15 protein-coding genes are annotated in these 19,954 nt (G+C 70.8%); 6 read left to right on the forward strand and 9 right to left on the reverse strand.

Translation table 11 applies throughout. The features are described from left to right. Positions 1-21: 21 nt before the first annotated feature. The 6 genes from H4W31_RS17515 to H4W31_RS17540 form a co-directional block, all read right to left on the reverse strand. On the reverse strand, positions 22-2,082 hold the full coding sequence (locus tag H4W31_RS17515; protein ID WP_192767642.1) for a CotH kinase family protein: 2,061 nt from the start codon (positions 2,080-2,082) through the stop codon (positions 22-24). Positions 2,083-2,094: 12 nt separating this feature from the next. Next, complete coding sequence (locus H4W31_RS17520) at positions 2,095-3,030, reverse strand: polyphosphate polymerase domain-containing protein (RefSeq protein ID WP_192767643.1); 936 nt, start codon at positions 3,028-3,030, stop codon at positions 2,095-2,097. Then, positions 3,027-3,635 (reverse strand): DUF4956 domain-containing protein, encoded by a 609-nt coding sequence (locus H4W31_RS17525; protein ID WP_192767644.1) that lies wholly within the window; start codon positions 3,633-3,635, stop codon positions 3,027-3,029. The genes H4W31_RS17520 and H4W31_RS17525 overlap by 4 nt, the downstream gene beginning before the upstream one ends. A gap of 301 nt (positions 3,636-3,936) precedes the next feature. Beyond that, positions 3,937-5,517: a glycoside hydrolase family 53 protein gene (locus H4W31_RS17530; protein WP_192767645.1), complete on the reverse strand. Its 1,581-nt coding sequence runs from the start codon at positions 5,515-5,517 to the stop codon at positions 3,937-3,939. Positions 5,518-5,648: 131 nt separating this feature from the next. After that, entirely contained in the window at positions 5,649-7,262 is a 1,614-nt protein-coding gene (locus tag H4W31_RS17535; protein ID WP_192767646.1) for a glycoside hydrolase family 53 protein, read from the reverse strand. A 299-nt stretch (positions 7,263-7,561) separates the two neighbouring features. Next, entirely contained in the window at positions 7,562-9,670 is a 2,109-nt protein-coding gene (locus H4W31_RS17540; protein WP_192767647.1) for a beta-galactosidase, read from the reverse strand. A 182-nt stretch (positions 9,671-9,852) separates the two neighbouring features. Between H4W31_RS17540 and H4W31_RS17545 the strand changes: the two genes are divergently transcribed. The 5 genes from H4W31_RS17545 (at position 9,853) to H4W31_RS17565 (ending at position 15,143) form a co-directional block, all read left to right on the forward strand. Further along, positions 9,853-11,154 (forward strand): ABC transporter substrate-binding protein, encoded by a 1,302-nt coding sequence (locus H4W31_RS17545; protein ID WP_192767648.1) that lies wholly within the window; start codon positions 9,853-9,855, stop codon positions 11,152-11,154. A 78-nt stretch (positions 11,155-11,232) separates the two neighbouring features. Further along, positions 11,233-12,162, forward strand: coding sequence for a carbohydrate ABC transporter permease (locus tag H4W31_RS17550; protein WP_225945569.1), 930 nt, complete (start codon positions 11,233-11,235; stop codon positions 12,160-12,162). Between the two features lies 1 nt (position 12,163). Next, on the forward strand, positions 12,164-13,075 hold the full coding sequence (locus H4W31_RS17555) for a carbohydrate ABC transporter permease (protein WP_192767650.1): 912 nt from the start codon (positions 12,164-12,166) through the stop codon (positions 13,073-13,075). A gap of 60 nt (positions 13,076-13,135) precedes the next feature. Further along, the gene (locus tag H4W31_RS17560) at positions 13,136-14,170 is read left to right on the forward strand and encodes a LacI family DNA-binding transcriptional regulator (protein WP_318783241.1); all 1,035 of its coding nucleotides are present in this window, start codon (positions 13,136-13,138) and stop codon (positions 14,168-14,170) included. Positions 14,171-14,303: 133 nt separating this feature from the next. Further along, entirely contained in the window at positions 14,304-15,143 is an 840-nt protein-coding gene (locus H4W31_RS17565; protein WP_192767651.1) for a GNAT family N-acetyltransferase, read from the forward strand. A gap of 60 nt (positions 15,144-15,203) precedes the next feature. Here H4W31_RS17565 and H4W31_RS17570 read toward each other — a convergent pair whose 3' ends face one another. From H4W31_RS17570 to H4W31_RS17580, 3 genes are all read right to left on the reverse strand, one after another. Next, positions 15,204-16,271, reverse strand: coding sequence for an NADH:flavin oxidoreductase/NADH oxidase (locus H4W31_RS17570; RefSeq protein WP_192767652.1), 1,068 nt, complete (start codon positions 16,269-16,271; stop codon positions 15,204-15,206). A 77-nt stretch (positions 16,272-16,348) separates the two neighbouring features. After that, positions 16,349-17,662 carry a dicarboxylate/amino acid:cation symporter gene (locus tag H4W31_RS17575; protein ID WP_192767653.1) on the reverse strand — a complete coding sequence of 438 codons (1,314 nt, stop codon included), beginning with the start codon at positions 17,660-17,662 and terminating at the stop codon, positions 16,349-16,351. Positions 17,663-17,914: 252 nt separating this feature from the next. Next, positions 17,915-18,778: a DUF998 domain-containing protein gene (locus tag H4W31_RS17580; RefSeq protein WP_192767654.1), complete on the reverse strand. Its 864-nt coding sequence runs from the start codon at positions 18,776-18,778 to the stop codon at positions 17,915-17,917. A 280-nt stretch (positions 18,779-19,058) separates the two neighbouring features. Between H4W31_RS17580 and H4W31_RS17585 the strand changes: the two genes are divergently transcribed. Next, a complete protein-coding gene (locus H4W31_RS17585; RefSeq protein ID WP_192767655.1) occupies positions 19,059-19,877 on the forward strand; it encodes an SAM-dependent methyltransferase in 819 nt (272 codons plus the stop codon). Positions 19,878-19,954 lie beyond the last annotated feature (77 nt).

Here is a 19,954-nt window from a genome sequence, read left to right on the forward strand (position 1 = left end):
CGACACCACCGGAGGAGGAGGTCAGGAGGCGGTACAGGTCACCGCCGGCAGGCTGTTGGTGCCGTTCCAGGTGCCGATGAACCCGAAATTGGTGCTGGCCCCGGCACCGAGCGCCCCGTTGTGGGCGGCGTTCGTCGCGGTCACCGCCGAGCCGCTGGTCGTGATGCTCGTCTCCCAGGACTGGGAGACGGTCTGACCGTTGCCGAACGTCCAGGTCACCCGCCAGCCGCTGATCGCCGACGTTCCGGCGGTGACCCGGACCGCACCCTGGAAGCCGCCGGTCCACTGGCCGCTGACCGAGTACGCCGCCGTACACGTCCGGCCGGTGGCGGGCGGTGTCGTGACCGGGGGAGTGGCCGGCGGGGTTGTGGTCGGCGGGGTGGTCGGGCCACTGGTCCCCCAGCCGGCGCTGCTGTCCAGCCAGGCGGTCCGGCGGAACATCCAGTCCCGCATGAACTGGACCTGCCCCTGCCAGGTGGCGGCGGTGGGCGTGACGAAGGGGCCGAGCATCCGGGTGCTGAGGTTCGGCCACCGCTGGAAGTTCCGCTGCGCGGCGTTGCCCAGCGGGGCGACGAGGGTGTTGATCCTGGACTCGAGCTGGGCGTTGGACAGTACGCCCTGACGGAGCTGCTGCCAGCGGGTCCTAACCCGGTTGACGAACGCGGGGTCCTGGAGCAGCCGGACGAACCAGTCGTTGGCGCTCGGGCTCCGGGTCTGCTGGTACTGCCAACCGGAGACCTGGTCGTTGTTGAAGAAGCCGCCGACGCCGAAGCTGAGGTCGAAGTCCCACAGCGGCCCGGCGACGATCTTGCCGTCCCGATCCTTGTGGAAGTACGCGCTGCGCAGGTAGGAGTCCATCTCCCGGCTCAGCTCACTGACGATCAACTGATTGACGAAGGAGTCGATGTCGATCCAGGCGGGATAACCGGTCGTGGGATTGGCGAACCCCGGCGTTCGTAACAGGTCGTGGAACTGTTGGATGTGCTGGCGGAGCCAGTCGCGCTGCGCGGGTTGCAACGGGTCCGGGTCGACGACCTCCAGGTAGTGCCAGCAGGTCTGGTCGGCTCCCTGGCAGGGCAGGGTCGGCTCCTCGGCCGCCATCCACTCGAACTTGAAGATGTAGCCACCGGTGAGCTTGGGCAGCGTGACGTCCTCCTCGTCGAGCTGCTTCAGGTCGAGTCGGTTCTTCGAGTTCTTGATGGTCTCGACGATCAGGTACACCCCGAGGTAGTCGTTGGCGGCCACCGGTTGGGCGTCGGTGTTGACGTACACCTCGGCGAAGGCGAAGCGGGGGGCGTGGATGCCCATCTCGCGGCCGAGGCCGTACACGAAGGCGTCCCGGATCAGTGCCTTGTCGGTGTACGGCCCGCGCAGCACCCAGTCGGAGTCGGCGGGCATGCCGAGCAGCGGCAGGTCGCTGTCGTCGTCGGTGTTGTCCCGCAGTTCCAGCCGGTACGGAGTCTTCGGGAACATCGCACTGGAGTTCCCGCGCAGGTGGAAACCGGCCCGACTGACCAGGTTGGGTGTCGCGGCGATCGAGGTGGACCCGTTCGTCGGCTGGAACTCCATCGCGGCCACGTCGACGTAGTCCCGCCCCGGGGCGCCGCGCCCGTACGCGTCCAGCAGCAGGACCGGCAGGTCGTGGCTGGTGTTCACGGCGCGGGCGACGTAGAGCGCCGTACCGGGTGCTCCGGTGGCGGTGCCGCCGACGAAGGCCTGTGCCCGAAGCTGGGTCGTACGGGTGAACCGCAGCGGTGTCCCGGCGTAGCTGGGCGAGGTCGCGGTGGGCGGCTGGCCGTCGGTGGTGTAGCGGACCTGGGCACCGCTCACGGTGGTACCCAGGCCGACCGAGACCTCGCCCTGGAAGGTGCCGCTCGGCACCGAGTACGTGATGTCGCCGGGGTCGGCCTGGGTGCTCACGTTGTCGGACGCTGCCGGTGGAGCAGGGGCGGCCGGTAGAGCCGGAGCGGCGACGGCGGCCGTACGGCTGATTCCGGCGCCCTGCCCGGGGGACGCCCCGACATCCGTGCCGATGGTGGCGACCAGGAGGACGCCCACTACGTAGTACACGAGTCTGCGCACGGTTACTCCATTTCAGATCTGCCCGAGCGACGGGCTGGGCCCGGCCGCCGGGGCGAAGTCGATGCGTCGGGGCGCGGGATGCGGCCGGCCGCCGTACTCGGGATGGGCGTCGTGCCGGACGAGGTCGGCATCGACGTCGGAACGGCGGGGGACGGGGTGGGTGTCGTGGCCGCAGCTCGGGGAGCCGACCTGGGTGAAGTGCCGGCGCAGGGTCCGTCGCCACGGCGCCGCCGGCAGGTCGGGACGCAGCGCGGCCAGCCCGGTGGCGTACTTGGAGATCCGGGTCGGCCGGTAGCCGCGGACCCACAGCATCCGGTCCACCCGGGACGCGGTGGAGCCGGTCTTGGTCTCGACCACCGCCAGGTCCGGAAGCCGCAGCGGGCAACCGTCGTCCTGCCAGGTCAGCTCGGTGTCGATGGTGACCCGGCTGGTCGTGTCGGGCAGGAACAGGGTGCTGCGCCGGTACTGCGTGACGAGGGTGGGTACGAACGCCGGGGTGCCGCCGAGGACGATCGACTCCTGGGCGAGCACGGTCTCGACGAACTGCCAGCCCGGGGCGAGCGTGGTGTGCTGGTCCGGCTCGTACGCCAACCGGTTCTTCACCGTGCTGCCCCGGGCGCCGTGTGTCTTGACCTCCAGCCAGCACTGCGCCGAGTCGAGGTAGGTCCGGGTCCGAACCTTGAACCGACGGCGTCGGCGCTGGGCGGTCAGCAGATAGCTGGTCAGGTCCGGGGTGTCGAAGTACACCGACTGGTAGGCGAAGGAGCGGGCCCGGTCGATCTCCAGCACCCGGGTCTGGGGGCCGACCTCGGCGAGGACGGCACCGACCGCGCCGAGCGGCAGGACGTACTTGCGGTCGACCCGGGTCTGGAGGTCGGCGCGCTCGGTGAGTTCGTCGAGTCCGATCGGATCCAACCGGTCCAACGGGGCACCGTCGAGCGTGGTCATCGGGGTACTCCGCCCGAGGCGGCGGCGACCGTCACGCCGCGGACGGCGCGCTGCACCGAGGGGTGCGAGTAGCGGACGTCGACCAGCGTCGTGTCGTTGACCAGGTCGACGCGCTGGATGCCGGCGGAGTGCACCCGGGCGCCGAGGATCTGTTCCAGATGGGCGACGAGCGCGACCTGGTCGGTGACGGCCGAGTCGAGGAGCACGCTCTGACGTCGGTAGCTGCGGAACAGCCGGGGATGGTCGCCGATGAACATCACCACGAGGATCAGGGCCATCATGGCCGGAACCTGCCACGGCGGGCCGCCGCCGAGTGCCGAGAGGATGCCGAGCGCCAGCGCGGAGAAGTAGTACGCCACCTCGTGCTGGTCCAGTTCCGTCGAGCGGAGCCGGATGATGGACAACACCCCGAACAGCGCCAGTCCGAGCCCCAGCCCGGTGCCGGCACTGCTGGTGCCGAGCGAACTCGCGACGGCCATGACCCCGATGTTGACGCCGAGGTACGCGGCCACGAGATCTCGGCGCCGGTGACGGGGAAAATAGAGCCCGAACACGAGCAGGTTCACTGCGACGATGTCGATCGCGAAGAGGGCGAGCTGAGGCATGGGTCCTGTCCTCCTGGATATCATCCGGTGGGTGGTGGGTTAACGGACGCCAACATCCAGGTTACATTGAAGAATCTCGATGTATATGGACGGCTCCTGCTAACAGTTTGTAACGAGACTAGATTCACAACTCTCGATCGAATCGGAGATGGTGTCAGGCGGTCGGTGTCAGGCGGTGGCGTCCGGCGGTGCGCAGACGAAAGCGGCGGCTCCGACCCGTTTCACCGGGCCGGAACCGCCGCATCGGGCTCCGTACTCCTTCGACGACCTCGCCCGAGGGGGCGGATCAGGTCAGGTCAGGTCATGCCGATCCGAAGACCGCCAGTCCGGGTAGTGCCCGGTCGCTGTAGTCGAACAGCGCCTGGTTCTCCCAGCCGTTGCCCGAGGACGCGTTCTCCGGATCCCAACCGTTACCGGCTACGGCCGTCCAGGTCGGCTCCCAGTAGAAGATCCCGAGGCCCCGCCCGTTCGGTACCGACCGGACGACGTTGAACACCGCGCGCAGCGCGTCGGCCTGCCCCTGTGGAGTGGCCGGGTAGCCGCCGGCCTGTTGCAACGACGAGTTGAAGATGTTCGGCTCACTGTCGTCGGCGTTGAGCGTGAAGCCGTACGCGGTCTCGGCGACCAGCACCGGCCGGCCGTACCGGGACGCCAGGTCGTTCAGGTTGGCCTGGAGACTGGACAGCGACCCGTGCCAGTAGAGGTAGTGGGAGACACCGATCACGTCGAACGGCACCCCCCGGGACGTCGCCTGGTCGAACCACCACCGGTGCTGCGAGTTGTTGCCGCCCTCGGCCAGGTGCAGCAGCACCTGGGTCGAGCTGTTAACCGCCTTCACCGCGTTGCTGCCGGCGGTGAGCAGGGCAGCCAGATTGGCCCAGTTGTTGCTGCGGCCGTCCGGCCAGAGCATGCCGTCGTTGATCTCGTTGCCGACCTGCACCATGTCGGCCGTCGTACCCTGCGCCTTCAGGGCGTTGAGGACGTCGTACGTGTGGTTGTAGACCGCGTCGCGCAGTTGGCTGAAGTTGTAGCCGTTCCAGGCGGCCGGCTTGTACTGCTTGCCGGGGTCCGCCCAGGTGTCCGAGTAGTGGAAGTCGACCAGCAGCTTCATCCCCTGCGCCTTGATCCGGCTGGCCATGGTCAGTACCCGGGCCTTGTTGTTGTAGCCGTCGGCCGGGTTGACCCAGACCTTCAGCCGGGCGTAGTTGACCCCGTTGGCGCCGAGCAGTTGCAACGGGTCGCGCTGGGTGCCGGCGGCGTCCCGGTAGACGCCACCCCGGTCCTGGCTCTTGAGCAGGGTGGAGATGTCGACGCCGCGGATCTGGGACACCGGGCCGCCGCTGCTGCCCCCGCCGACGAACTCCACGTCGTCGACGTTGATCCAGTTTCCGGCCTGCGCGTCGGAGACGATGCTCGCGGTGCACTGGCCGGTGCTGACCTGGGCGGTCACCGAGATCTGGGTCCAGTTGGCGGCGGTGGGGATGTTGACCCGCTGCTCGGTGCCGCCGCAGTTGCGCAGCGACAGGTAGGCGGCGACCTGGCCACCGCCGGAGCGTACCCAGGCCCGCAGCGTGTACGACCCGTTGCCCAGCCCGGTGAGCTGCTGGTAGCTCTCCACCCGGTACGCGCCGGACGCCCAGTGGGTCAGTCGGTAGTTGCCGGAGCGTCCGCCCGCCTCGGTGAAGCCGGCGCTCTGCGTTCCGTTGCTGGAGGACTCCGACCAGCTCGTCGGTGTCTGGGTGGCACCGGAGGACTCGAAACCGGGGTTGGTGATGGTGGCGGCGGCGGACGCGGGGTTGGTGGGGCCGGCGACCATGCCGGCGACGAGCAGCACGAGGCCGGTGGCGGCAGCCAGCGTGCGGAGCGGGGACGGTCCGCTCATGACGCCTCCTCGCTTCGCTCGTCGGTGTCATGAGCTTGGAGACTGAGCCAGCCGATTCGCTCGCTGCGCTCGCTCATGGTTCTTCCTTCCGTCAAAGGGATCGGTCGCCGGCCCCCGGAGCGGTTGCCGGCCTACCGTTTCGGGCTCACCGAGTCGCCGAGCACCCGAAGCGCGGGCAGGGCTCGGCCGGAGTAGTCGAACAGGGCCTGGTTCTCCCAGCCGTCACCCGAGGCCGGGTCGGCCGGATCCCAGCCGGCGCCGTCGACGGCGGTCCAGGTCGGTTCCCAGTAGAAGACGCCGAGCGCACCGGGTACGGCGGCCACGGTGTTGACCATGTCCCGCATCGCGTCGGCCTGGCCGTCCGGGGTCGCCGGGTAGCCACTGGTCTGCTGCAACGAGGCGGTGAAGATGTTCGCCTCGTGGTCGTTCTCGGCCAGCGTGAAGCCGTACCCGGTCTCCACCACCATCACCGGCTTGCCGTACGCGCTGGTCAGGTCGAAGAGGTTGGCCTGGAGGGAGCCGAGCGGGCCGTGCCAGTAGGTGTAGTGCGAGACGGCGATGATGTCGAACGGGACGCCCCGGCTGACCGCGTTGTCGAACCACCAGCGATGGCCGCCGTTGTTTCCGCCCTCGGCCAGGTGCAGGGCAACCTTGCTCCGGGGCGAGGCGTCGGTGACCGCGGTGCTGGCCGTGGTGAGCAGCGCCGCCAGCCCGTCCCAGTTGTCCCAGCGGCCGTCCGGCCAGAGCATGCCGCCGTTGATCTCGTTGCCGATCTGGACCATGTCGGCCGGGGTGCCCTGCCGGCGCAGGCTCGCGACCACGTCGTACGTGTGGTCGTAGAGCGCCTGCCGGAGCTGGTCGAACGGCAACTCCGCCCAGGCGGCCGGCTTGAACTGCTTGCCGGGGTCGGCCCAGGTGTCCGAGTAGTGGAAGTCGATCAACAGGCCCATTCCGAGCGCGTGCGCCCGCCGGGCCTTGGCGAGTACGTCCTCCTTGTCGCTGAATCCGTCGGCCGGGTTGACCCAGACCTTCAGCCGGGCGTAGTTGACGCCGTTGGCCCGCAGGATCCGCAGCGCGTCCCGGGGTGGTCCGGTGCGGTCCCGGTACACGGCGCCGTAATGCTCGTTCTTGGTCAGGTGCGACACGTCGGCCCCGGCGATCCGCAGCGCGGGGCCACCGGCCGGGCCGTCCGCGCGGGTGAGGCTCAGGTCGTCGAAGTGCGCCCAGTCCCCGGCGTTGCCGTCGGAGACGAGTTCGATCGTGCACCGGCCGGAGGTGACCCGGGTGGTGAGGGCGACCTCGACCCACCAGTCGGCACCGGTACGCGGCAGGTCGACGCGCTCAGTCGCCCCGCCGCACCCGGTGAGCGCGACGTGCGCGTCCCGCTGTCCGCCGCTGGCCCGGACCGACACCCGCAGCGTGTGGTAGCCGGGCCGTAGCCCGCTGAGCCGCTGGGAGGTCTCGACCCGGTAGGGCTGCTCGGCCCAGTGGGTGAGCCGGTTCTCCCCGGACCGGCCACCCGGCTCGGCGAAGCTGGCCGACCGCTGGCCGCGCTCCGACCAGCCGGCCGGTGATCCGAGGTCGCCGGTGGTCTCGAACCCCGGGTTCGCCACTTCGCCGGCCGGGCTGGTGACCCCGGCGCCGGCGCCGAACCCGCCGCTGGCCACCGCCGGTCGACCGAGATCCGGTACGACGACGGCGGCGACCAGCGCGAGAGCTCCGAACGCGATTTTCCTGTTCTGCATCGGCGAACGTTCCTCCTTGTCGGAACCGGCGCCGCAGGCGGGACTCCGCCGGGGCGCCAGCACCGCATATCAGCCCGGAATTGGGAGCGCTCACAGGTAGTGAAAGACGCCTGTTACCTGGAGAAACTCTGTCTTTGGGCATCGAATAAGCGAGTGATGCTGTGAGCGCTCACGGAACCATCAGCGTCGAGCGATGTCAAGAGGTACGTCCAGGGGCCGGTCCGACGTAGATCGACGCCCGCCCACCGGTGCCGGGGTACGGGCCCCGTCGTGCTGCCCGTACCCCGGCCGGAGTCGGTTCAGGTGCGCAGGGCCCGTACGCCGCCGGCCGGAACCCGGAGCACGCCATCGTGGAACGTGCCGTCGATCAGGTCGGTACCGGTCCCCGGCAGTTCCGCGTCCAGGTCGCCGTGGTTGATCGCGATCAGGAACCGGCTGCCGTCGGTACCCGCCCGGCGGATCAGTTCGACGCTCTCCGGCGCCCCGTCCGGCGGGACCAGGCCCGCGTCCCGGTACGCGGCCCGGAGCACCGGGGCGAGGCCGGCGGCGTCCAGGCGGGTGGAGACGTACCAGGCGTGCCCGGCGCCGAGGCGGTTGCGGGTGACCGCCGGACCACCGGCGGCCGGACCGTCCAGATAGGTCAGCACCGTTTCGGCCGCGTGCGGTAGCACCGCCTCGGTCCAGACATCTGCGGTCAGCGTCGCCGCCCGTCCGTCGGCCGGGTCCGCCGGCCACCCGCCCGGCGCCGGAGCGGCGGCGACGTCGTCCGGGCGGCCGAGCCGCACCGTCTCGCCGGCCCGGAGCGGCAGGAACTCCTCCACCGTCAGTCCGAGCAGGTCCCGCAGCGCACCCGGATAACCACCCGGATGTACGGCGTCGTCGGCGTCCACGATCCCCGAGAAGTACGAGACCAGCACCGTTCCGCCCCCGGCGACGTACCGGCGGAGGTTCTCGGCGGCGGACGGTGTGGTCAGGTAGAGGCTCGGTACGACGACCAGCCGGTAGTCGCCCAACGCCCGCTCCGGATGGACGAAGTCGACGGTGAGCCGGTCCCGCCAGAGCCGTTCGTAGTACGCCGCCATCCGCTCGCGGTAGTCCAGGTCGACCGACGGGCGCCAGTCCAGTTCAAGGGCCCACCAGGACTCCCAGTCCCAGAGTACGGCGACGTCGCCGACCACCCGGGTTCCGCGCAGCGGTTCGAGCGCGGGCAGGTCGGCGCCGAGTTCCACCACCTCGCGCCAGACCCGGGTCCCGGTACCGCCGTGCGGCAGCATCGCGGAGTGGAACTTCTCCGCCCCGAACCGGGCGGCCCGCCACTGGAAGAACAGCACCGCCTCGGCGCCCCGGGCCAGGTGTCCCAGGCTATTGCGGCGCAGTTCCCCGGGGCGCTTGGCGATGTTGCGCGGCTGCCAGTTGACCGCCGAGGTCGAGTGCTCCATCAGCAGCCAGGGCCGGCCTCCGGCGACCGCCCGGGTGAGGTCGGCGCACATCGCCAGTTCGATGTGGTTGTCCGGCTCCTCGGCCCGCAGGTAGTGGTCGTTCGAGACCACGTCCACCTCGTCCGCCCAGCGCCAGTAGTCGATTGTCTTGCAGTTGGCGAGCATGAAGTTGGTGGTCACCGGTACGCCGGGGGAGAGCCGGTGCAGGATGTCCCGCTCGCGCCGGAAGTTGGCCAGGTGCGCGTCGGAGGAGAAGCGCAGGAAGTCGAGTTGCTGGGCCGGGTTGACCGCCGTCGGCGCGGCGAACGGCGGTTCGATCTCGGCCCAGTCGCCGTACCGCTGGCCCCAGAAGGTGGTGCCCCAGGCGTCGTTGAGCCGGGCCAGTTCGCCGTGGCGGTCGCGCAGCCAGTCGCGGAACGCCGCCGCCGAGGTCTCGCAGTAGCAGAGCGCGTTCACCCCGCCGTACTCATTGTGGGAGTGCCACAGCACCAGGGCCGGGTGGTCGGCGTAGCGCCGGGCCAGTTGCTCGGTGATCCGGGCGCTCGCCTGCGCGTACGCGGGCGAGGAGGGGCAGAACGACTGCCGGGCGCCCCCGCCGAGGGCGGTCCCGTGCCGGTCGACCAGTCGGGCTCCGGGGTGCCGCCGCCGGAACCAGGCCGGTGGGACGGCGGTGGGGGTGGCCAGGTCGACCGCGATCCCGCCGTCGTGCATGAGGTCGAGCAGCCGGTCCAGCCAGCCGAAGTCGAAGTCGCCCTCCGCCGGCTCCAGCAGGGCCCAGGAGAAGATGCCGACGCTGACCAGGTTCACCCCGGCGGTACGCATCAACTCGACGTCCTCGGCCCAGACGTGCTCCGGCCACTGTTCGGGGTTGTAGTCGCCGCCGTACGCCAGGCGGTCCAGTCGGGGCAGCGGCCCGGCCCGGCCCGGTACGTCCGCTGCGGCTACCACGAGGTGCGGGGTCTGACTCATGCGGGATCTCCGAACTGTGCGCGCTCCCAACGGTAGTGCGCATGATTGCACACCGATCTACAAGGAGAACAAGCACTAGTTGACACCTTGACATGATCGACCGGTAGTCCAAGACTGTGAGCGCTCCCAGTTGTTTCTGTCCGATCACCAGCAGATGACACAGCGGAAACTGAGAGGTTGAGATGACCCGTTCGCTCGGCGGGAAGGTCCTGGCGTTGGTAGTCGGCGCCAGTCTGGTCGCCGCCTGCACCTCGAACTCGGACGACGAACCGGCGCAGGCCACCGGGCCGGTCGAGCTCTCCTTCTGGTCCTGGGCTCCCAAAATCGAGACGCTCGTCGACCGGTGGAACGCCGACAACCCGGAGGTGAAGGTGACGCTGAGCAGGCAGGCCGGGGGCGCCGACATCGTCACCAAGCTGCTCACCGCGGCCAAGGCGGGCAACCCGCCGGACCTGGCCCAGGTGGAGTACCAGGCCCTGCCGACGCTGGTCAGCAACGACGTCCTCGCCGACATCGCCGAGCAGGCCAAGCCGTTGAAGGACAAGTTCGCCGAGGGCACCTGGCAGCAGGTGACCCTGGGCACCGACGCGGTCTACGCCGTTCCGCAGGACGCGGCCCCGATGATGCTCTACTACCGCACCGACCTGTTCCGGCAGTTCGGCCTGACCGTGCCGAAGACCTGGGAGGAGTTCGCCCAGACCGCCCGGACCCTGCGCGGCAAGAGCAGCAAGCACTACCTGACCACGTTCTCCGCCACCGACCCCGGATGGTTCGCCGGCCTGACCCAACAGGCCGGGGCGGCGTGGTGGGGAATCGACGGCGAGTCCTGGCGGGTGACCGTCAACGACGCGGCGACGAAGAAGGTCGCGGACTACTGGGGCGGCCTGGTCACCGAGGGCGTCGTCGACGGGAAGCCGATGTACACGCCGGAGTGGAACAAGTCGCTCAACGACGGCAGCCTGCTGGCCTGGCCGGGCGCGGTCTGGGGGCCGGGCGTGCTGACCGGCAACGCACCCGACACCAAGGGCAAGTGGGCGATGGCCCCGCTGCCACAGTGGAGCGCCGGAGAGAACCGGACCGGCAACTGGGGCGGCTCCTCCACCGGGGTCACCGCCGCGTCGAAGCACAAGGCGGCGGCGGTCAAGTTCGCCAGCTGGTTGAACACCGACCCGACCGCCACCACGATGCTGGTCCGGGACTGCTCGGTCTATCCGGCCGCCCGGGACGCCCAGGCCGGCCCGGCCCTGGCCCAGCCGCCGGACTTCTTCGCGGGCCAGGCCGACTTCTATCCGGTGGCCAAGCAGATCGCCGAGACCGCCGCCGGGGTCACCTGGGGGCCGAACGTTAACGTCACCTACCAGGTCTACCAGGACGAGTTCGCCAAGGCGATCACGGCAAAGACGCCGTTCAGCGGCGCGGTCGAGGCGATGCAGTCGGCGACGGTGGCCGACATGCGCAAGAACGGCTTCACCGTCGCGGGCTGACCGGTGGGGGCACCGGCACGCAGGTCACGGTGCCGGTGCGGTGCAATGACGAGAACCGGCCGACCGAACGGAGAGTCGATGTCCACGGCCACCAACCGGGTCGGCCGCCGGGGAAGGCGTACGGCGGCCCCGTACGCCTTCCTCGCCCCGGCGGTGATCCTGTTCACCCTGTTCGTCATCCTGCCGATCGGCTACGCGGGCTATCTGAGCCTGCGGAAGGTCCAGGTCAGCGGGCTGGGACTCGGCCGGGGCGCCCGGAAGGAGATCTTCGCCGGCCTGGAGAACTACCGCGACGCGGTCGGTGACTCGGAACTCTGGTCGGGTGGGTTGCGGGTGCTCGGCTACGGGGCACTGCTGGTGCCGATCATGCTGGGGCTGGCCCTGCTCTTCGCCCTGCTGCTGGACCGGCCCCGGGCCCGGTTCGGTCGGTTCGCCCGGACCTCGATCTTCCTCCCGTACGCGGTGCCGGCGATCATCGCCAGCCTGCTCTGGGGTTTCCTCTACCTGCCGGCGACCAGCCCGGTCAACGACCTGCTGGCCTGGGTCGGGCTGCCCGAGCCGGACCTGCTCGGCCAGGGCACCGTCTTCTACTCGGTGGTCAACATCGCGCTCTGGGGCGGCATCGGGTTCAACATGATCGTGCTGTACACGGCGCTGCGGGCGATCCCGGTGGAGCTGTACGAGTCGGCCCGGCTCGACGGCTGCTCCGAGGTGCAGATCGCGCTGCGGATCAAGATCCCGTTGCTGGTTCCGGCGCTCGTGATGACCACGGTGTTCAGCATGATCGCCACCTTGCAGGTCTTCATCGAGCCGATGGCGCTCGAGCCGCTGACCAACTCGATCTCGTCGACCTGGACGCCGCTGATGAAGGTCTACCGCGACGCCTTCGCCACCAACGACCGGTACGCCGCCGCCGCCACCTCGGTGCTGATCGCGGCGATCACCCTGGTGCTCTCCTTCGGCTTCCTGCGGCTGGTGCAGAACCGGGCATTCGGACAGGAGCGCTGAGATGGCGACCAGAACCGCCGAGATCGTCACCCCGGACCCGGCACCGGCCATCCGGAGCGGCCCGACCGGCGGGCCGAACCGGTCCAACTGGTCCCAGCTGGTGCCGACCGCCGTACTGCTGATCGGGGCGGTGTACTGCCTGCTGCCGGTGCTCTGGGTGCTGGTGGCGTCCACCAAGAGCGGGTCGACGCTCTTCACCAGCTTCACCTTCGCCCCGAGCACCTCGATGCTGGACAACCTGACCGACCTGTCGACGTACGCGGACGGGATCTTCTGGCGCTGGATGCTCAACACCCTGCTGTACGCCGGGGTCGGCGGGGTGCTCTCCGCGCTGGTCTCCGGGCTGAGCGGCTACACCCTGGCCAAGTACCAGTTCGCCGGCCGGTCGGTGGTGTTCAACGTACTGCTGGCCGGGGTGCTGGTGCCGGGGATCATCCTGGCCGTCCCGCAGTACCTGCTGCTGGCGAAGGTCGGACTCACCGACACGTACTGGTCGGTGCTGCTGCCCAGCATCGTCAGCCCGTACGGCATCTACCTGGCCCGGATCTACGCCGCGTCGGCGGTGCCGGACTCGGTGATCGAGGCGGCCCGGGTGGACGGCGCGAGCGAGTTCGGGATCTTCCGTCGGGTGGCGATGCCGATGATGGTGCCCGGACTGATCACCGTGTTCCTGTTCCAGTTCGTGGCCATCTGGAACAACTTCCTGCTGCCGTTCATCATGCTCGCCGACGACGACCGGTTCCCGGTCACCCTCGGGCTCTACACGCTGCTCAACCGGGGCTCGACCGAACCCGCGCTGTACCGGCTGGTGATCATCGGGTCGTTGCTGTCGATCATTCCGCTGGTGGCGCTCTTCCTGTCCCTCCAGCGGTACTGGCGGGTGGACCTGATCTCCGGCTCGGTCAAGGCGTAGGCGAGGTGTGTCACAACCGCCGATACCGCCGCCGCCGGCCGACCCGGGGACAATGACAGCGTGACCGCGCCCGACCGCAGCCGTAGCCGTAGCCGCCGTACCCGGCCCCGCCCGACCATGGACGACGTGGCGGCGCTGGCGGGGGTCTCCCGGGGCACCGTCTCCCGGGTGCTCAACGGGGGGCACAACGTCAGCGGCCCGGCGCTGGACGCGGTCCGCCGGGCGATCCGCAAGACCGGGTACGTGGTCAACCAGCACGCCCGGAGCCTGGTGACCCAGCGGTCGGACTCGGTGGCGTTCATCCTGTCCGAGCCGCAGGACCGGCTCTTCGAGGACCCGAACTTCAACATCCTGCTCCGCGGCTGCACCCAGGAACTCGCCGAGCACGACATCACGCTGCTGTTGACCATCGCCGGCACCCAGGAGGACCGCAAGCGGGTCGGCCGGTACGTCACCGCTGGCCACGTCGACGGGGCGCTGGTGATCTCCACCCACGCCGGCAGCCCGCTGCTCGACGAGCTGGAGGAGCGCGGCCTGCCCTTCGTGGCCTGCGGCCGGCCCCTGGGGCGGGACCGGGACGTCAGCTACGTCGCCGCCGACGACCGGGGCGGCGCCCGGCAGATGGTCAGCTACCTGCAGTCCCGGGGGCACCGCACCATCGCCACCATCACCGGCCCGCTCGACACCTCCGGCGGGGTGGACCGGCTCGCCGGCTACCACGACGTACTCGGGGAGTCCGATCCGCGCCTCGTGGTGACCGGTGACTACACGCACGCGGCCGGCGAGGCGGGGATGGAGCAGCTGCTGCGCCAGGTGCCCGACCTGGACGCGGTCTTCGTCGGTTCGGACCTGATGGCCACCGGGGCGATCGCCGCACTGCACCGGGCCGGTCGGCGGGTCCCGGACGACGTCGCGGTCGGCGGCTTCGACGACTCGAAGGTCGCCACCACCTCGGTGCCCCGGCTGACCACCATCCGGCAGCCGTGGGGCCGGATCAGCGCCGAGATGGTCCGGCTGCTGCTCAACCACCTGGCCGGCGACTCGCACGCGGCGGTCATCTTCCCCACCGAGCTGGTGGTCCGGGAGTCCGCCTGAGCACGGGACGGCTGTCCGACCCGGCGGCCTGGTCGCCCGGTCGTGGTGGCCAGCCCCGCGATCGGCGGGGGGATACCGGGCGGGCCGGTGATCCGCCCCGCCACCCCGCCGATGATCTGGCAGGCTGGTAGATGTGCTGATGGTTCCGGTACGCCAGCTCGGCGAGGCCGAGCGTGGCGCGGTGGAGCGGATCCTCGAACTCGACCCCTTCGCCGCCGCGCAGGTGGCCGAACGGGTCGCCGCGAACGGCCTGTCCTGGTGGCGGGCGGACGGTCGGGTGCTGGGCTACGGCTCCCGGGACCAGATCGAGTCGCTCTGCTGGCTGGGCGGTCAGCTCACCCCCGTCTGTGCCAACCGGTCGGCGATCGCGGCCTTCGCCGAGGCGCTCGGCGCGGAGGAACGGGGCTGCTCATCGATCGTCGGACGGGCCGAAGGGGTGCTCGGGCTCTGGGAGCGGCTCTCCTCCCGGTGGGGCCCGGCCCGGGACGTACGCCCCAATCAACCCCTGTTGGCGACGGACGCGGTACCGCAGGTGGAACCGGACCCGGACGTACATCCGGTCCGGGCGGGCGAAATCGACGGGCTCTTTCCGGCGGCGGTGGCGATGTACACCGAGGAGGTGGGCGTCTCGCCGCTGGCCGAGGACGGCGGGCGGGCGTACCGGCAGCGGGTCGCCGAGCTGGTCCGGGCGCGGCGGGCGTACGCCCGGTTCGTCGACGGGCAAGTGATCTTCAAGGCCGAACTGGCGGTCGTCACCCGGCGCACCGCGCAGATCCAGGGAGTCTGGGTCGACCCGGCCTGGCGCGGCCGGGGCATCGGTGCCGCCGCGATGGCCGCCGTGGTACGCGACGCACTCGCCCGGGTCGCGCCCACCGTGAGCCTCTACGTCAACGACTACAACGCGCCGGCCCGCCGGGTCTACGAGCGGTGCGGCTTCCGCACGGTGGGCACCTTCGCCACCGTGCTCTTCTGAGGTGTAAGGAAGGGCCCCTTCCTATCGCTTTTTGTAGAAGAAGGGGCCCTTCCTAACAGCTCAGCCGGCCCGGAGGTACTGGTCCGGCAGGCTGGGGGTGGCGCCGAGCCGGACCGCCGCCCGACGCGGCCAGTACGGGTCGCGGAGCAGTTCCCGGCCGAGCAGCACCAGGTCGGCGTCGCCGTTCGCGACGATCGCCTCGGCGTGCTCCGGCTCGGTGATCAGACCGACCGCGCCGGTGGGCACCCCGCTCTCCCGCCGGACCCGGGCCGCCAGCGGCACCTGGTAACCGGGCCCGGTCGGCACGACGGCGTCCGGTACCCCGCCGCCGGACGAGCAGTCCACCAGGTCGGCCCCGGCGGCGGCGAGTTCACCGGCCAGCAGCACGCTGTCCGCCACCGTCCAGCCGCCGTCGACCCAGTCGGTGGCCGAGATCCGGACCAGCACCGGTACGTCGTCGCCGACCGTGGCCCGCACCGCGCGGGTGACCTCCAGGACCAACCGGCTCCGTCCGGCCAGGTCCCCGCCGTAGCCGTCGGTGCGGTGGTTCGTCAGTGGAGAGAGGAACTCGTGCAGCAGGTAGCCGTGTGCGGCGTGGACCTCGACCGCTTGGAAACCCGCGTCGAGCGCCCGCGCCGCACCCGCGACGAAGGCGTCGACCACCCGGGCGATGCCGGTCTGGTCAAGCGCCTCCGGCACCCGGTACGACGGCAGGAACGGCTCGGTCTCCGGCCCGACCGGAGTCCAGCCGCCCTCGTCGTCCGGCACCCCGCCCCGGACCGTCGACCATGGCCAGTACGTCGAACCCTTCCGCCCGGCGTGCGCGAGCTGGACGGCAGGCACCGCGCCGGCCGAGGCGACGAAGGCGGTGATCGGGCGCCAGGCGTCGACGTGGGCGTCCGACCAGAGTCCGGTGTCCCGGGGGCTGATCCGCCCCTCCGGCACGACGGCGGTGGCCTCGCTGATCACCAGGGCGGCGCCGCCGACGGCCCGGGAGCCGAGGTGCACCCGGTGCCAGTCGGTGGGCAGCCCGTCGGGACCGGCCGAGTACTGGCACATCGGCGCCATCACCACCCGGTTCGGCAGCGTCACGCCCCGCAGCTTGAACGGACTGAACAGAACGCTCATCCACGCTCCCTAAGTTGGGTGAAAGGAAGGGCCCCTTCTTATCGCTTTTTGTAGAAGAAGGGGCCCTTCCTAACACCTCAGGCTGGTACCGGGGCCGGGTCGCGGTCCCGGGCCGGCGTCTCCGCCGGCGGCTCGTCGTCGATCAGCTCGTGCCGGCCGGCGCTGTCGTACGCGGCGCGGTCGAGGACACCTTCGCGGGCGGCGACGACGGTCGGCACCAGGGCCTGACCGGCGACGTTGGTCGCGGTGCGGATCATGTCCAGGATCGGGTCGATCGCGAGCAGCAGACCGGCGCCGGCCAGCGGCAGGCCCAGGGTGCTCAGGGTGAGGGTGAGCATGACCAGCGCGCCGGTCAGCCCGGCCGTCGCGGCGGAGCCGACCACCGAGACGAAGGCGATCAGCAGGTAGTCCAGCGGGCTGAGGCTCACCCCGAACACCTGGGCGACGAAGATCGCGGCCAGCGCGGGGTAGATCGCGGCGCAGCCGTCCATCTTGGTGGTCGCGCCGAACGGTACGGCGAACGAGGCGTACTCGCGCGGAACGCCGAGCCGCTCCACGGACTTCTGGGTCACCGGCATCGTGCCCACGGAGGAGCGGGAGACGAAGGCCAACTCGATGGCGGGCCAGGTGCCGGCGTAGAAGCGCAGCGGGTTGAGCCGGCCGGCGAGGATCAGCACCAGCGGGTAGACCACGAGCAGCACGATCGCGCAGCCGACGTACACCGCGGTGGTGAACTTGGCCAGCGGGGCCAGCAGGTCCCACCCGTACGCCTCGACGGCGTGACCGATCAGGCCGAGGGTGCCGATCGGGGCGAGCCGGATCAGCCACCACAGCGCCTTCTGGGTGATCGCCAGCAGCGCCTTGTTGAAGTTGACGAACGGCTCGGCGGCGGCGCCGACCAGCAGCGAGGCGATCCCGGCGACCACGGCCAGGAAGACGATCTGCAGCACGTTGTTCTCGACGAACGCGCCGACCGGGTTCTCCGGCACGATGCCGGTCAGGAAGTCCGTCCACGAACCGGTCCGCTCGGGCGCCTTGGCCCCGGCGACGTCCAGGGTCACGCCCCGACCCGGGTTGGTCAGCAGGCCGAGCCCGATGCCGACGGCGACCGAGATCAGTGCGGTGATGCCGAACCAGAGCAGCGTCTTCGCGGCCAGCCGGGCGGCGTTGGCCACGCCACGCAGGCTGACCAGGCTGACCACCAGGGCGGTGAAGACCAGCGGGGGAACCGCGAGCCGCAGGAGTTGGACGAAGAGACTGCCGATGGTGTCGAGGGTCGTACCGAGCCAGGAGATGTCGGCGGCCCGGGCCAGGTAGCCCAGCGCGACGCCGAGCACGAGTCCGAGCAGGATCTGTAGGGAGAATGGGATCTTGCGAAGAGCAGAGGGCATCAGGGAATCCAAGAGGTCTGGGTCCGGCGGGGCGGATCTCCCGGTGAACGGGTCCGCGCTCGCGGCCGGATGGTGGTCTGCGGTCCGGAGGGGCGCGTCAGCCCGGACAGCAGCCGCTGGCCTGTAGTCGGAGATCGACATACAGGCGGACGGTAAGGAACCAGACGTTGTTCATCGCGGGATGACGTTACGACGACGGAGAGGTGAAGTGAAAGGAGAGGGGCCCGTGAGGCGCCTTACAAGCGACCGATGTCACATTCGCGGCCCGGCCGAGGGACCGCCGGGGCGGCCACCACGGGGCGCCTCACCCGGACCGGTGGCCGGTCGAGCTCCCGGGCCGGTGCCGGGGTGGTCATCCGGGCCGGTGCCGGTGGGCGGGGTCGCGGTGCCGGCCGGCCGGACCAGTCCGAGCGCGATCGCGGTGGCCACACCCCAGGCCGCCAGGTCGATCAGGAGCAGGCGTTCGACCGTACCCGTCAGAAGGCCCCGGCCGACCACGAGCAGCGCGACCCCGGCGGTCAGCGACAGCGGGACGGCGACCACGGCGGCGACCGTGGCGAGCCGGCGCAGCGCCGGCGCCGCTCCGGCGGTCAACGCCACCGCCAGTACGGCGAAGACGGTGCCGGCGGCGGCCGCGATGCTCGCGCCGCCGTGCACCAGGTCGGCGAGGGTGGTCTGGTCGAAGGGCGGCAGCGGACACTCGCTCCGGCAGCTCACCCCGGCGGACACCACCGTGGCCAGGCCGCTCGCGGCCAGCAGCCCGGTCGCCAGCCGGAGCGCCGGGGGCATCGCCACGGCGAGCAGCAGCAGGCCGGCGGCGATGGCCAGCACACCCAGCCGGTACGTCCACACGCTCGGGCTGTCCGACGCGCCGGCCTCGCTGACGTAGCCGGCGAAGCCGGGACTCGGTCCGGCGTCCACGGCGAGGGTCACCGCGACCGCGCCGGCCAGTGTGCAGGCCCCGGCGGCGAGGGCGATCCTGCCGCGCCGCAGCTCGGCCTGCCCGACCCGGACCCGGTCCTGCCCGGCGAGGTCGTGTCGGTCGGGCCGGGACCGCCCCGCGGAGCCGGGGCGGTCGTGGCGGAACTGTCCGGCACCGGGGCGAGGATCGGTCACCGTGGTGCGGGCCGGGACCGGGCCACCGCGCCCGACCGTCCGGTCGACCGGTGAGCCGGTCGGGCCGACCGGCCATCGACACCGGTCTCCCGGTTGAACTGCGCCTGCGCCATGCGGCCAAACCTATCCCGCCGGCCGGCGGCCGGTAGAAGATCGGGTGTACAGGCCCTAAAGTGTGGGTCGATCACCACGACCCTTCCCGGGGCTGCCGGCGCCGCCTGCCCGTGCAGGTCGTGGCCGAGCAGCCCTGCGCGGGCCGGAGTGACGAGCTGAGGCCGACATGCGACTGCCGGACGGGCTACCTGCGGACATCGACCTGACTCGGCCCAGCGCAGCCCGGGTCTACGACTACTTTCTCGGCGGCGCGCACAACTTCGAGGTCGACCGCCGACTCGCCGAGCAGATCGCCGGCATGACCCCGAACCTGGCCGAGACGATGCGCGCCGGTCGGGCCTTCCTCCAGCGCGGCGTACGGATGCTGGTCGGCGAGGGGATCGACCAGTTCCTCGACATCGGCTCGGGCATCCCCACCGTCGGCAACGTGCACGAGGTCGCCCAGGCGGTCAACCCGCAGGCCCGGATCGTCTACGTCGACATCGACCCGGTCGCGGTGGCGCACAGCCGGTCGATCCTGGCCGACAACGAGTACACCCGGGTCATCCACGCCGATCTGCGCGAGCCGGACCGGATCCTGACCGAGGCGGAGAAGTCCGGCCTGCTCGACTTCGGTCGACCGGTAGCCGTACTGCTCGCCGGGGTGGTGCACTTCATCCCGGACGCCGACCGGCCGGCGGAGATCCTGGCCACCCTGCGCGCCGCCACGGTACCGGGCAGCCACCTGCTCCTGTCGCACTCGACGTACGAGGACCAGCCGCCGGAGATGCTCGACGCGCAACGGCTGTCGGCCCGTACGGCGACCGAGATCACCCTCCGGTCCCGGGCCGACATCACCGCCTTCTTCGGCGACTTCACGCTCGTCGAACCAGGGGTGGTGCACCTGCCGCTCTGGCGGCCCGATGATCCGTCCGAACTCGACGGTCATCCGGAACGGCTGGGCGCCTTCGGCGCGGTGGGCCGGCACGACCGCGGCGTAGCGTAGCCGTGCCCACCTCCGCCCCTGCCGGTGGCGGCGTCGACCGGTCCGGTCCGAACGCCGCCGGCAGAAAGTCGGGTACG

This window comes from Plantactinospora soyae (assembly GCF_014874095.1).
Taxonomy (GTDB): Bacteria; Actinomycetota; Actinomycetes; order Mycobacteriales; family Micromonosporaceae; genus Plantactinospora; species Plantactinospora soyae.